This is a genomic window from Meridianimarinicoccus marinus (assembly GCF_040689105.1).
GTDB classification, from domain to species: domain Bacteria; phylum Pseudomonadota; class Alphaproteobacteria; order Rhodobacterales; family Rhodobacteraceae; genus Meridianimarinicoccus; species Meridianimarinicoccus marinus.
Window position 1 is genome coordinate 1 of record NZ_JBFBVU010000032.1, and the last position, 13,177, is coordinate 13,177.

Sequence of the window (13,177 nt, forward strand, 5' to 3'; positions counted from 1 at the left end):
TCTACGCTGCACTGCAAAGATCAGACATGGCCGCGTAACTAAGACAAATCAGCCTCCGGCAAACCCGGTGCGGTTCAGTTGATATAAGTGCATGCTCGCGAGTGCGCCTCGAACAATGCTTCCTTGAGCCCAAAAAACGGCCGATGGCCAAACCTTTCGAGCTTGTGACGGACGGCCTGTGAAGTAGGTTTTTTCCCATGTAAAAACAGGGCCTCACCCGCAATTTCAAAGGCGTTCCAGGCCCCGTGAAAAACCAGTTGGCCGGCGACGAACCTCTCCTTAACCTCAGAAACTGCCTTGTCATACTCGTACGAAGGGCGACACCATTGGCTGTCACCGTACAGGTCGGTGTATAGGCCAACGCTTTGTAGCGACAGTGCTTGATGAAGGTTATGATACACCCCGTCCCACGCAGAGCTGTTGCCGCCTCCTCCTGAAAGACTGGAGATCACCCGAAGAACTCGCAGCGCGTGGCTTCTCAGGGTCGCCAAGTAGGCGCCATCAGAGACCTTGGTGCGGCATGCCCAAAGGGCGTCGAAAGGTTCACTTCGCCGCCGTAACTGGTCTTGAAAGATGGTTCTCGAACTGTTCATTATGCATCCAAGGACTGTTCCGAAAATGCCGCTATCACTGCGAGCAAGGTCGTAGACTTACTCCCCTCAAAACACATAGCGTTTGGAGGATTCAATTGGTAGATTGAAGGGATAGTGGGCTCTTTTTGGTGCTTTTCTAGTGAGTTATCGGGGAGCCGTAAGCGGACAACATGCTTTCAAGACTGGGCAAGAAACTCAAAGCTCTCGTGAGCAGGGAAACAGCGAAGACTGTGCCAACGACTTCGGCCGCCGCAACAGGCGGGCAAAGTCGCTTGGCCGCATCCGACTCTGAGAACGCCCCGATAATCTGGTCAGCTGAAGCTGAACCAAGTGTAGCTACAACGGAACCACGTCCGGATTCGAAACCGGCCCCCGTGCTTGTGTTGGAGAACGTGTCTAGAACGCTTGACCAAACTGAAAGCATCCAGCTTGAAGAAACTACCGAAGCAAGCCAGACAGAAACAGCTGAGGCGAAGGTTGACGACACAGCGCCCGATGAACGGCTAGAAGCTAGGGCAAATTCTGACGACGATTTGACCGTCTTGAGGCTAGGCTTGGCCATCGATGAACCTCTTCATGGCAACTATTCCAAGAAGTCGGCCACGTACACTTCTAACAGCCGGTCGCGCCAGTTAGAACGGCCCACTTCTCAAAATGTTCCAGAAGAAGAACAACTTCTGGACCTCGCAATACAGAGTTTCGCATCAACGTGTCTCATCAATGTGTTACGCAATGCCGAAGGTGAACTGCCTGCAAAAACGGTCGCAGCCTACATGCGAGCGCCTGACGCAGCGCGAGAAGCTTTCCGGCAGCTCGAAAATTTTGGCGAAAAGACCGCAACGGAACTTGATGACCTTGTCAGGAAGTTCGCGCGCAAACTTGATCAGGACCGTCAGACTGAAGCTGACAGCATCGTTGATGTCGTACAGGAAGCCGATTGCTCCGTTCGCCTATTAAATGCAATCACAGCACACTCGCATCGTCTGCCAGTCAACACTGTATGCGAGTACATGAGAGCCCCGGAGCACTCCCGGCAAGCATTTCTTAAACTGCCGAACCTCGGGCGCAAGTCGGCAGATGAACTCGATAAAATTTTGCGCAGTTTCGTGCCAAGCGCAACTGATCCTGAAGGTGACCAAGAACTGATCTCAAACGAGGATGGCTACTTCCAACGAGCGATCCGCGCCGCCGAAATGTTCTTTTCTGGAATGCTGTATCCTGATGAACTGTTTGAGTGGTCACCGCCGACCAGGCTCGCCAACCTCCTCAAAATTGATCAGTTGGAACACCAAAAGAGTTTTGTAGAGTTCCTGAAGACATATGACGAAACAGCCTCACGTATCCGTTCGCTGCCCGGCTGCGGACGAAAGAGCATCGGACAACTCGACGAAATCGTGTCTAAGTTGATCGATGCGCGACTTTCAATTTGTGGTGCAGGTGGCGACATTGCACCCGACCTTAGACGTTTGTTGCGAGGCGAATTTGTGTCGCGCACATCGCTTGCGAGCATAGTTGAACTCGGGAACATCAAACCTGAAGACATCAAGGCTTCCGAGATGGCCACAATCGAAGAGTTGACAGTAGCCGCAATCATCGCGGCATCCTTCTCTTCACTCGACGAAAGGCAGCGGGACATCCTGAAACGACGGTACGGTATCGATCGTGATGAGACCGAAACGCTCGAACAGGTCGCAACCAGCTATGACGTGACCCGAGAACGCATTCGTCAGATCGAGAAGAAGGCAAAGCAAAAGTTCGAGACGAAGCGCACGAAGAAGATTCTGGTTGCTGCTTTAGAGAAAGAAGGAACGCTGGAAACGCTCTTCAAGAACCGGACAGTCGTCTCTGATGAACAGATAGGTGCTGTAAGCAAGTTACTGACTGCAGAGGAGCGTCTTGCGGTCGACCTGGCGTACGGCGACTTGAGGGCGTTCCTCGACGCTGAAAGTGTTCGAACCGAAGCAGGTTGGGTGCAAGAACAAGATCTACTCTTGATGAGCCACGAACCGGAAGACTTGACTGGTTCACTTCGGCAGCGGATTGTATCCGCAATCCGTGACCAACACCTTCCAATCCGTTTGTCACGGATTGCGTCTTTATTGCCTGACTATCCGCTTTCAGAGATTAAAGCCGAGTTGTCGGGTCGCTTTGGCGCAACCTTCGACGGCGATATTGTTGAGTCAGATGCGAGACTGCCAATTTCCGTTCGATGCGTACTGATCCTTCGGGAGGCTGGGCATGCCATGCATTGCGACGAAGTCAGAGCCAGAATGCATCAGATTTTTTCTAAAGACGAGAGCATTCATCACATCGGAAGCACTTTAGCAAGGCTGGAGGAAGTTCTCATTGTTGAGCGAGGAACATACGATCTATATGAAAACCTGAGCCTTACGGACAACGATCTTCAAGAGATTCGAGACCGCACGCTTCGTCACCTGGAAAGTGTCGGTGGGTTTGTAAGCGCTAAAGTTTTGTTCTCCGGCCTATTTCAGGGAGAGACTGAACGTTTTGGGATCGCGTTTGGGCCTTACATGCTTCTAGGCATTGTGCAGGACGACAAGCGCTTCGAGACCAAGCGGGGCTTGATGATCGGTCTTGCTTCCGATGACAGCAAGTCTGAGTTCCGCGGCCTTGGTGAAGATGTGCTAGCCGTTCTAACAGAAGCGCAACGGTCGATGACACTTGTTGAGATTGCCGAGGAGCTTGAAGGCCGAAGAGATGTTTTGACAACGTCGATATCAATTGGCCTCGAAAATTCGCCTGAGGCGGTTTCGGTCGGTCGAGGGCGCTTTGACCTGACTGTACGGGCAATCGGGCAAGAAGAACGCCAAGCAGACTTAACACTGGCTTGCGCAATCGCTTTGGCAAACGGCCCAAAGACGGCATTTGCTCTTTCAGAAGTACTGAGCCCCGTTTGGGGCGAGATTCAGACAAGACCGCTACTGAGCTTTCTGAAAAACCGCATATTTTTCGACATCGATCAAAAGATCGTTTTAATTAATGAGCTGCCCGAACCGGTTGCGAAATACGTAGCGATTCGTGATCAACTTCTAGAGGTTGGAGGTATGGGCGTGCCAAACGCTGAAGCCCTGCAAGATGCTCTCGACTCGCGCGGTGTGCCCGACCTGACGCGTCTCGACCACTTGTTCGCAAGCAAGGAAGACGAGCAGGGAGAAGGAGAAGAAATGCTTGGGATGATACTCGGGGATTTTGGTATTGATTGATGTCCCTTGAGACCCTGAAACTCCCTTTTTACGTCACAACGAGCGAGCATGATCCTGTAGCGGATTTCTTCGATCCTGTTCTTGAGCGCGCGCAACAGTATGACATTGCGGTCGGATATTTTAGTAGCGCGTGGTTGCGCGATGCGGCTCATGGCATGGCAACCTTCGCAATCAACGGCGGTAAAGCTAGGTGGGTGATCTCACCCGAAATATCTATCGAAGACTTTAAGAGCCTTCAGGTTGACGGCCAACTGTCAGATCAGCGTGTCCAAGACTTCATTTCTCAATCGTATGAAGACCTCTATGACCATCTTACACAACATACGCGAGAAGCGCTTGGGTGGCTTCTCCATGATGGCGTACTGACCTTCAAAGTTGGCATTCCCAAGAACAAGCTGTCCGGGATCATGCATGCCAAACAGGGCATCTTCACTGATGAGTTCGGAAACCGAGTCGGCTTCCAAGGGTCGTATAATTTGACCGGCGGAGCTGGTACAAATTGGGAAGCTTTCAGCGTTTTTTGCGATTGGACATCAAGCGAAAGCCTAGAAAGAAACAACCGTATTGCGGGTTCCTTTGATCGCATATGGAGAGGGCTCGATCCGAACTTGGCGCTGTTTGACCCTTCTTCAGCCGATCTTGAAAGGTTCGTCAGCGCGGCCCGAGATAGCTCCAGGCACTACGAATTGTTTCCACCTGAAAAACCAAGTTCTCCTCGTGTGCCAGAACACTTCCTGACTGACGGTCGCCTACGTGGCTACCAAGAAGAGGGGATACGCAAATGGTTCAAGAACAATGGCCGTGGAATTCTCCACATGGCAACAGGCACAGGCAAGACAGTGACTGCTTTAACGGCTGTGACGCGGCTGAATGATTTTGTTGCCCAAAAAAATGGTCAACTTTGCATCGTTATTACGGTTCCATATCAACATCTCGCAGAACAGTGGGCCCGAGAAGCTGAAGAGTTCGGGTTCGAACCCATTTTGTGCTATGGCGGCGTCAATCGCTGGATGGAAGAGTGCCAAAGACGCCTGAATGAGTTGCGATCAAAAGCAACGCAGCACGTGATGCTCATCGCGGTTAATGCATCTATGGCAGACAAGCCGTTCCAGTCTGTTCTAAGTTCTTTCAATGGGAACATCCTATTCGTGGGTGACGAAGCACATAATTTGGGTGCGCAATCTAACCTAAAAGCTCTCCCGGAGAGCGCTGCATTTAGACTTGGATTAACGGCGACGCCGGACCGCTACGGTGATGAGGAAGGCACCGACGGTCTCAAGAGGTATTTCGGCGAGATCGTCTTGGACTACGGTTTGGATAAGGCGATCAGTGGAGGCCACCTCTGCCGATATCTTTATTACCCAGTTCTTGTGCACTTGGATGATGATGAACAAGACGAGTATGCAGAGCTCTCTGCACGCATCGGAAGACTTTTCGGCCAAGCAGCCAAACCGGATAGCGATAAGGGAGAACAGCTGAACCGATTATTGATCAAACGAGCCCGTTTGGTAGGCAAGGCACGAAACAAGCTACCGGAGTTAATCAAGCTTTTGAAGCAACAGGGAGACGTCTCACATACTCTGATCTATTGCGGCGACAGCAAGGAAAACGGTCAGCGGTACATCGATACTGCTCTTTCGCGGGTAGGGGGTGAACTAGGGTTGAGAGCAAGCCCGTTCACTTCAGAAGAAAACAATGACGAGAGGTCGAGATTGCTGAAGCAGTTCGCGGCTGGAGACATACAAGCACTGCTCGCTATCCGATGCTTGGATGAAGGCGTCGACGTACCAATGACGCGAACTGCTTACATCTTGGCTTCATCTGCAAACCCAAAAGAGTTTGTCCAAAGACGAGGTAGAGTACTTAGGCGCTCTGAAGGTAAGACTAGAGCGTACATCTATGACTTTATCGTTGTGCCGGATCTAGAAAAATTGTCAGATCAGGCTCCATCCAACGTAGAGCGATCCCTGATGAAACGCGAACTGGCGAGGTTCAACGAATTTGCTACGCTTGCAGAAAACCATGGTGAAGCGCTCTCAGCGATCACCGAGATTAAGAAGAGCCTCAACCTCCTCGACCATTAACGGATACAATCCACGAAATCTCAAAAGGACGCATTCAGAATGAGCGAGCGCAGTAAGTCCCCAAAGCAAATTCTTGAAGCCGCCTCTCCAAAAGCGAGAAAAGTCGTGAATGAGATCTTGTCCATTGAGCATGAGTATCAGAGCTATCGAAACATTGGGGCAGCTGGTAGCGTTGAAAAAGAGATTGCTGCGCGGATCAGGCAACTCATTGAGCGTGAGGTAAAGCGGTGAGGATACTTCGTCTAAAACTCAAGAACTTTCGTCAATTCTATGGCGAGTGTGAGCTGAGGTTCCTTTCCGACGATACATCAAGAATCACCGTTATTCATGGCGAAAACGGATCTGGAAAAACCTCGCTACTGAACGCATTCAAATGGGTTCTCTACGGAAAGACGGATTTTGATACCGGCGAGCAAACAATCCTTAACGAACTTGCTTTGTCTGAAATTGCTCCTGGAGCGGTTACGGAGCTAAGTCTTGAGCTTGAATTCGAGCATGAAGAGGCCACTTACACCGTTCACCGAAAACAGGAATTCAAGCGGACTGGCAAAGCGCTAGATGCCGAACCAATCGGAAAATCAGTTCCAACCCTGTCTTGGATAGATGAACGTGGCAAGTACGAAACGGCCAAGAATCCAGCCAATCGTATCAATCAATTGATACCGGAGCAGATGCACTCGTACTTCTTCTTCAACGGTGAGCGGATCGAAAAACTTGCGAATGTGTCTGCTTCTGGTGAAATTCGAGATGCCATTAAGACCTTAATGGGGTTGGAGATTATCGACCGCGCGAGTGATCATCTTGGTCGTTTGGTAATCAAGGATCTGCGCAAAGAAGCAAGCGAAACGGCTTCAGCTGATTACCGTGAGCTTCTTGAGAAAGAGGCAAAGATAAATACTGAGATAGACGATCTCAAACAGGAGCGGGACACTGCGACGAAATCAAGCAAGGGCTTCCAGACGGAACTTGATGCCATCAACGCGTCATATGAGCAGATTGCTGATGTCAAGGCAAAGGCAGAACAGAGACGAAGTCTGGAGAACGAAAGAGGCACAATCGAAGGCGAGCTTGAGAGTCTAAGCCAAGAGAGAATGGAGCTGGTCTCGCAAGCTGGTGCACTGGCTTTTCTGAACGATACCGTTACCTCTGTCTCCAACGTTTTGGAAGATTGTCGTAAGAGGGGGGAGCTGCCGTACAAGATCAGGCGGACCTTCATCGACGACTTGCTGCACGATGCAAAGTGCATTTGCGGCACAGAACTACAGGAGGGCTCGCAAGCTAGAGTTGCTCTCGAAGGTTATCGAGATCAGGCAACTGGCGAGGATCTGGAGGCCGCGTTCACAGATGTCGTGAGCAATCTAAGAGCAATGCCTCGTGAGAGAAACCGGCTATATGCACAGCTCTCGACTTGGTCAGCAAAAGAGAGCGACTACAACAAGCGCCTAAAGGCGATTTCTGAAGAGCTCGACGAGATCAGTAGCAGCTTAGGGTCTTCTGATATTGAAGATGTCAAACGCCTTGAAGAGCGGCGGAACGAGCTGACACAACTGCAAGCGGATGAGCGCTTGAAAATCATCAAGGCGAAAGATGCGATCGAACTGCTGAACGACGACCTGGCCAAGATCAAAAAAGAGATCGACAAAGTCCAATCCAAATCTCAAAAAGAAGACTTGGCAAGACAGAAGCTTGAGTTTGCAGAAGCCTGCAAGAATCTCGTGGACAGTCTTCATGAGGCTCTTGCAGAGGAGACGCGACACCATCTCTCGTCCAAAGTCAATGACACCTTCCAGAGTATCCTACGTAAAGACTTCTATGCGGAAATTGATCAAGACTACACCTTGAGAATATTCAAAGACGTTCCGGGGGTGGGGAAGCAGCCCGTTTCTGAGAAGTCGACGGGTGAAAACCAGGTCATCAGCCTCAGCTTTATTGCAAGCTTGGTAAACCTCGCAAAGGAACGCAATAAAGCAAAAACGACCTTCTTCAAGGGCGGCGTTTATCCACTGATTATGGATTCACCATTCGGCGCTCTGGATCGCGAATACCGGGAGAAGATCGCACAGCACATTCCCGATCTCGCCGACCAAGTCATTATCTTTGCGTCTAACTCACAATGGAGCAAAGAAGTCGACGATAAGTGTCGCCCGTTTATCGGGAAAGAGTACAGCTTGGTCTATCACGCCCCAAAGTCGAAAGGCCGTGAGGAAGATAGTGACTACGTTAAGCGTACAGATGGGCCTGAGTTCACGATGATTGAGGAGGGCTATCTTGGCCACTAGAATAAGACGACCCGCCGAATTCGAAGAAATGCTAAGCGAGTTACGGGACGAAGGTATTTTCCCAACCTTCAAGGATGCGCTTGTCTTCGCGGCTGCTCTGGGTTTCCGCCGCGGCAATCGGAAATCCTTCCAGAAGAGCTCTGAACCAATCGATCTTGAAGTATTCAGAGGCGACTTTGATCGCACGATCATGAGCATGATTGCGATCGAAGAAAACAGCGATCCAAAGATGCTTGCGCCTTCGAACGAAGCCGAGCGTGTCTTGTGCTTTGAAGAATATGCGAACGGAGGTCTTGAGATCATGAAACGTGAAATCTCGGACGGCAAACAAGACTGGCGGGAAGGACTACTTTCTCTAATTCATAGGGAAGAGGGTGATCAGACGATACTTGACGACATTACAGAACTGGCAAATTTTTGAATAGTGTTGCGGATAACTTGGGACGAGCCCACGTCGAAATTGGCCTCATTATCATGATCTGGTGCTGCATAGTCTCTTTCGCAGTTTCATCCCGAACCGCGCTATTCAGCGAGAGGAAGCAAATTGAGTAGCAAAGACACGAACCCCAACCAACTGGGTGATTGGCAGTATCTGGGGCGCGAGATTTGGCGCCGTTCATGGCAACCGTTCAAAAACGTACCCTTTGTATTCTACGTTATACTGGCAATCATATGTTTGGGAGGCCTCGGCATCTGGGTTGAAGTAATCAAGGGCCAGTTGGGACAATCCGTTGACAATTCAGGCTTGCTCACCGCTTTGTCCACATTCTTCCCAGCTTTGATCGGCTCGGCTTCGCTCCAGCTGATTTTGAGCTCAACTGGAAATTCAGACAAAATTTTGGTCTCTTTCTCATTACTGGCCTGTTTTGTCTCATTTTTTGGCGTAGTTCTCATCACAGTTTTTTATCCGGTTCATCCTAACTGGTCCCTTGGGGCTGCGGTCTGGTTTGGAATTTTTGCAGTTTGGTTTTGGTGGTTCACTAACGGGGACGAACTGACCTATCAAAACGCTCCCATCGATGCCGCTGCAGGAGGAAACACAGCACGGGCGGTAAAGGGCAACCTGAGCGAGTTTAAGGTAGATTAATGGATATTCAGTTCCCTTTCACAATACCCGCGTTGCGAGTCGATCAGCGTCTCGGCAGCTTTTATGTTGCGGTACTTCCAGCAGAACTTTTGCTTCGCGTCTGTGCAAGCGATAGGATGAGTGCGTCTCTTAACGCAGACGGAGTAGGTTATTCGCTCGAAGGCACGCAAAGGGTAATTCAAGACAAGCGCCTGTCAGAAATCGCTGCTTACATTAATCGTGTTGATGCAGCCTTTCCAAACTCAATCATCGTCGCTGCAAACTACGACCGTGAGACCGGATTCGACCAAACCGAGAATGAAGACATCGCGGCGGAGGAAGGCGAAGAGTCCAACGCTGCCTCCATTGCATGGAGCGTCCAGGTATCTGATGATGGTTGTCACAAACTGACTATTCCGTCGGAAGCAAAGCTTGCAGCTGTGATTGATGGTCAACACAGGTTGTTTTCTTTTGCAAAAGCTAGCCCTGAAGCCCTGCGGAGCATGAACCTAATTTGTTCTATCTTCATCGATCTTCCCAAAGCTCTGCAGGCCCAAATCTTTGCAACTATTAACTCCACTCAGAAAAGGGTAGACCGCAGTCTAACTTTTGAGCTGTTTGGGTATAACGTTTCTGACGAGCCAGAAGAGTATTGGACACCAGACAAGCTGGCCGTCTTTTTTGCCCGAAAGCTGGCAACGGACATGGACTCACCCTTGCGAGGCCGCATCATGGTCGCGCCAAAGCGAGACTCGAGACTGGAAAAGATTGCCGCTGAAGCCACATGGCGCATTTCGACTGCCGTTGCGGTTGACGGAATTATGAGGCTCTATTCGAGCAATCCTAAGCGAGACGCCAATCTAATGCGAGAAGGTGACGCCCATACCAGAAACGTGCTCTTGGAAGGCCCAAAGGATAAATCTCCCTTGAGAAGCGCTTACATCGAAGGCAACGACGCGGTGATCTTCAAGATGGTTCTGAACTATCTAAAAGCGGCAGACCGCGTTTTTTGGGAAAACGCGAACGAAGGCTCCTACATCTTTCGGACCATAGGTGTGCAAGCCATTTTCGACATTCTGCGAAAGTTGGCATCGGATGCGTTTGAGAACAGGAACATAAGCTCTGGTTACTTTGAAGATATTTTAAATCCGGCCACAAAGATCGATTTCTCCTCAACCGAATTCCAGAATGCTTCAGGTTCTGGTCGGACCTTCATCCGCAAAGAAATTGAGAATGCGATAGGAATTTGAGTCAAACTGAACATCTGCCGTGGCCTCCAAAAATGGAGCATTCTCTGCGGCCAAGGAGTGCAAGTTGTTTTTGCACAATCATTACCCGAACAGCCCTTTGCTGATGGTCGTATGGCGAATTCCATAGACTTGCATCTTGATGGCCTCACTCATGCTCAGATTGCCTGGGCGTCATTGTGTTGACGTGTCGAATATCAGGTTGTTGCGGCAGCTGGCGAAATAAAAGCTCGGTGTGCGGGGCACACCTTATGGCTTTGAACCAACATTGACTATCTCCACAAGCTCTTTGGCTAACGTTCTGTTCTTGCCTAGTTTTCGTGCGAGCGCCTGAACGAACCCACCATACCGTTCTTTCCCCTTCGCTTTGGCGGCGGAATATGTCTCATCCGGCAGCGGAGGCGTTGTGGTCAGCCAGAAGCGTACGAACAATGCGAGCGCCTCTGTCGTGATCTCCTGGTCTCGTTCCAGCCGTTCGAGCGAGCGGGTCAGGCGGTCCAGCCGGCGGACGATCGCGGCTTCGCTCTTTTCGGCGGCATCGGGGGAGAGGAACGACGCCAATGCCGCCTCGATGATCTGGGTTTTGGGCACGCGCCGCCGCGCGGCCAGTGCGTCGATTTCATCGAAGAGGGCTGCGTCGACATAGGCGGTGATCTTGGCTTTCTTCATGTCGTCACCTCACAGATCGATGCCATCATCCGGATCGAGGGCCGCTTGACGCGCGACGGTGCGGAAGCGGGTCTGCATGGCGCGGGCGCGTTGGGCCTCGTCATCGGGTTCGTCTTCGAGGGCGGCGAATTCCTCTCGCGGGAACGGCAACTCAGGCGCCACATCTTCATGCTCGGGGATCTCGGGCTCTCGTCGGATGCCGCCATTTGCATCGTCAGCGGGCTTTTTCACGCCAGTTTCTTGGGGCGGTGCGACTGGCTGAAGACTGCTCCAATCATCGGTTTCCACGGGGCTGACGGGTGCAGATGCTTCGACGATAGGCGGCTTTTGGATTCTTGCCGTCAGTTGCGCATCGCGGAAGTACCGCACTTTTTGTGCCCGGATCGGGGCTGCGCCTGACACGAGGATGATTTCGTCGTCAGACGGTAGCTGCATGATCTCACCGGGGGTCAGCAAGGCGCGGGCAGTTTCCTGGCGCGAGACCATCAGATGCCCGAGCCAGGGTGACAGGCGATGGCCGGCATAGTTCTTCATCGCGCGCAGTTCGGTCGTGGTGCCGAGGGCGTCAGACAAGCGCTTCGCCGTGCGCTCGTCATTGGTCGCGAAGGCGACGCGGACATGGCAGTTGTCCAGGATGGCATTGTTCTGGCCATAGGCCTTTTCGATCTGGTTCAGCGACTGGGCGATCAGAAACGCCTTGAGACCGTAGCCCGCCATGAAGGCCAGTTGGCTTTCAAAGAAGTCGAGGCGCCCGAGGGCGGGGAACTCGTCGAGCATGAACAGAAGGCGGTGCTTGCGGTTGGTGTTGTTCAATTCTTCCGTCAGGCGGCGGCCGATCTGGTTCAGGATCAGCCGGACCAGCGGTTTCGTGCGGGAAATGTCCGAGGGCGGCACAACGAGGTAGAGTGTGAGCGGCCGCGCATCCGAGACCAGATCATCGATCCGCCAGTCGCAGCGCCGGGTCACGGCGGCGATCACGGGGTCGCGGTAGAGGCTGAGGAAGGACATGGCCGTGGAGAGAACACCGGAGCGTTCGTTCTCGGACTTGTTCAGCAGCTCGCGCGCGGCTTGGGCGACAACGGGATGCGGGCGATCTCCGAGAAGGGGCGTCCGCATCATCGCAGTCAGTGTGGCGACGATGGGACGCCGCGGATCGGACAGGAAGGCGGCGACGCCTGCCAGTGTCTTGTCCTTCTCGGCATAGAGGACATGCAGGATCGCTCCGACCAGAAGGGAATGGCTGGTCTTCTCCCAGTGGTTCCGCCGCTCGAGCTGGCCTTCGGGATCGACGAGGATATCCGCGATGTTTTGCACGTCCCGCACCTCGCGTTCGCCGCGGCGGACCTCGAGCAGCGGATTGTAAGCGGCGCTGGCCGCATTGGTCGGATCGAAGAGCAGGACACGCCCGAACCGCGCCCGCCATCCGGACGTCAGCTGCCAGTTCTCGCCCTTGATGTCGTGGACAATCGCGGAGCCGGGCCAGGTCAGCAGGCTTGGGATCACCAGGCCGACACCCTTGCCGGAGCGGGTGGGGGCGAAGCACAACACATGTTCCGGTCCGTCATGCCGGAGGTAGCGCTTGTCGAGACGGCCCAGCACGACCCCGTCGTCTGCGAACAACCCAGCGTCGGTGATATCCTTGGGGTTTGCCCATCTGGCCGAGCCATAGGTCGTCACATCGCTCGCCTCGCGCGCCCGCAGGACCGACAGCAAGATGGCGACGGCAATGGCGGCGATCCCGCCTGCGCCGGCGATTGCAGCTCCTTCCATGAAGACGCGGGGCGCGTAGGCGTCGTACCAGTACCACCAGGTGAAGACCTGCCACGGGCGGTAGATCGGCAGGCCGAACAGGGCGGTGAGAGGCGCGCCAAGCTGGGGTTGGAACCCCAGACGAAACGCGACCCATTGCGTCGCTGCCCAGACGAAGAGCAGCGCCACGATGCTGACGATGAGGATCTGGCCCCAGAGGATCTTGGTGGCCGATGACGTGTCCTGACGGCTCATGGTGATGTCCT

General features: G+C 52.7%; 10 protein-coding genes. 7 read left to right on the forward strand and 3 right to left on the reverse strand.

Annotation, left to right across the window (positions count from 1 at the left end):
* Nucleotides 1-74: 74 nt before the first annotated feature.
* Entirely contained in the window at nucleotides 75-593 is a 519-nt protein-coding gene (locus AB0T83_RS17500) for a hypothetical protein (RefSeq protein ID WP_366194518.1), read from the reverse strand.
* A 392-nt stretch (nucleotides 594-985) separates the two neighbouring features.
* On the opposite strand from AB0T83_RS17500, the gene AB0T83_RS17505 reads away from it, so the two are divergent.
* From AB0T83_RS17505 to AB0T83_RS17535, 7 genes are all read left to right on the forward strand, one after another.
* On the forward strand, nucleotides 986-3,817 hold the full coding sequence (locus tag AB0T83_RS17505; RefSeq protein WP_366194551.1) for a sigma factor-like helix-turn-helix DNA-binding protein: 2,832 nt from the start codon (nucleotides 986-988) through the stop codon (nucleotides 3,815-3,817).
* A complete protein-coding gene (locus AB0T83_RS17510; RefSeq protein ID WP_366194520.1) occupies nucleotides 3,817-5,901 on the forward strand; it encodes a DNA phosphorothioation system restriction enzyme in 2,085 nt (694 codons plus the stop codon). The genes AB0T83_RS17505 and AB0T83_RS17510 overlap by 1 nt, the downstream gene beginning before the upstream one ends.
* Before the next feature lie 39 nt (nucleotides 5,902-5,940).
* Complete coding sequence (locus tag AB0T83_RS17515; protein ID WP_366194521.1) at nucleotides 5,941-6,132, forward strand: hypothetical protein; 192 nt, start codon at nucleotides 5,941-5,943, stop codon at nucleotides 6,130-6,132.
* Complete coding sequence (locus AB0T83_RS17520; RefSeq protein WP_366194522.1) at nucleotides 6,129-8,180, forward strand: AAA family ATPase; 2,052 nt, start codon at nucleotides 6,129-6,131, stop codon at nucleotides 8,178-8,180. The genes AB0T83_RS17515 and AB0T83_RS17520 overlap by 4 nt, the downstream gene beginning before the upstream one ends.
* Nucleotides 8,170-8,601: a DNA phosphorothioation-associated protein 4 gene (locus tag AB0T83_RS17525; RefSeq protein ID WP_366194523.1), complete on the forward strand. Its 432-nt coding sequence runs from the start codon at nucleotides 8,170-8,172 to the stop codon at nucleotides 8,599-8,601. The genes AB0T83_RS17520 and AB0T83_RS17525 overlap by 11 nt, the downstream gene beginning before the upstream one ends.
* A 123-nt stretch (nucleotides 8,602-8,724) precedes the next feature.
* Nucleotides 8,725-9,267 carry a hypothetical protein gene (locus AB0T83_RS17530; RefSeq protein ID WP_366194524.1) on the forward strand — a complete coding sequence of 181 codons (543 nt, stop codon included), beginning with the start codon at nucleotides 8,725-8,727 and terminating at the stop codon, nucleotides 9,265-9,267.
* A complete protein-coding gene (locus AB0T83_RS17535; protein WP_366194525.1) occupies nucleotides 9,267-10,496 on the forward strand; it encodes a DNA phosphorothioation-associated DGQHR protein 1 in 1,230 nt (409 codons plus the stop codon). Before AB0T83_RS17530 ends, AB0T83_RS17535 begins: the two co-directional genes overlap by 1 nt.
* Before the next feature lie 246 nt (nucleotides 10,497-10,742).
* Here the strand turns inward: AB0T83_RS17535 and AB0T83_RS17540 are convergent, their stop codons facing one another.
* Together AB0T83_RS17540 and AB0T83_RS17545 are read right to left on the reverse strand one after the other, a co-directional pair.
* Nucleotides 10,743-11,162 carry a ribbon-helix-helix protein, CopG family gene (locus AB0T83_RS17540; protein WP_366194526.1) on the reverse strand — a complete coding sequence of 140 codons (420 nt, stop codon included), beginning with the start codon at nucleotides 11,160-11,162 and terminating at the stop codon, nucleotides 10,743-10,745.
* Between the two features lie 9 nt (nucleotides 11,163-11,171).
* A complete protein-coding gene (locus tag AB0T83_RS17545) occupies nucleotides 11,172-13,166 on the reverse strand; it encodes a conjugal transfer protein TraG (protein ID WP_366194527.1) in 1,995 nt (664 codons plus the stop codon).
* Between the last annotated feature and the right edge of the window lie 11 nt (nucleotides 13,167-13,177).

Coding starts and splice junctions, on each gene's coding strand:
- AB0T83_RS17540 (WP_366194526.1), bottom strand. CDS start 11,162: ATGAAGAAAGCCAAGATCACCGCCTATGTCGACGCAGCCCTCTTCGAT.
- AB0T83_RS17545 (WP_366194527.1), bottom strand. CDS start 13,166: ATGAGCCGTCAGGACACGTCATCGGCCACCAAGATCCTCTGGGGCCAG.
- AB0T83_RS17500 (WP_366194518.1), bottom strand. CDS start 593: ATGAACAGTTCGAGAACCATCTTTCAAGACCAGTTACGGCGGCGAAGT.
- AB0T83_RS17535 (WP_366194525.1), top strand. CDS start 9,267: ATGGATATTCAGTTCCCTTTCACAATACCCGCGTTGCGAGTCGATCAG.
- AB0T83_RS17515 (WP_366194521.1), top strand. CDS start 5,941: ATGAGCGAGCGCAGTAAGTCCCCAAAGCAAATTCTTGAAGCCGCCTCT.
- AB0T83_RS17510 (WP_366194520.1), top strand. CDS start 3,817: ATGTCCCTTGAGACCCTGAAACTCCCTTTTTACGTCACAACGAGCGAG.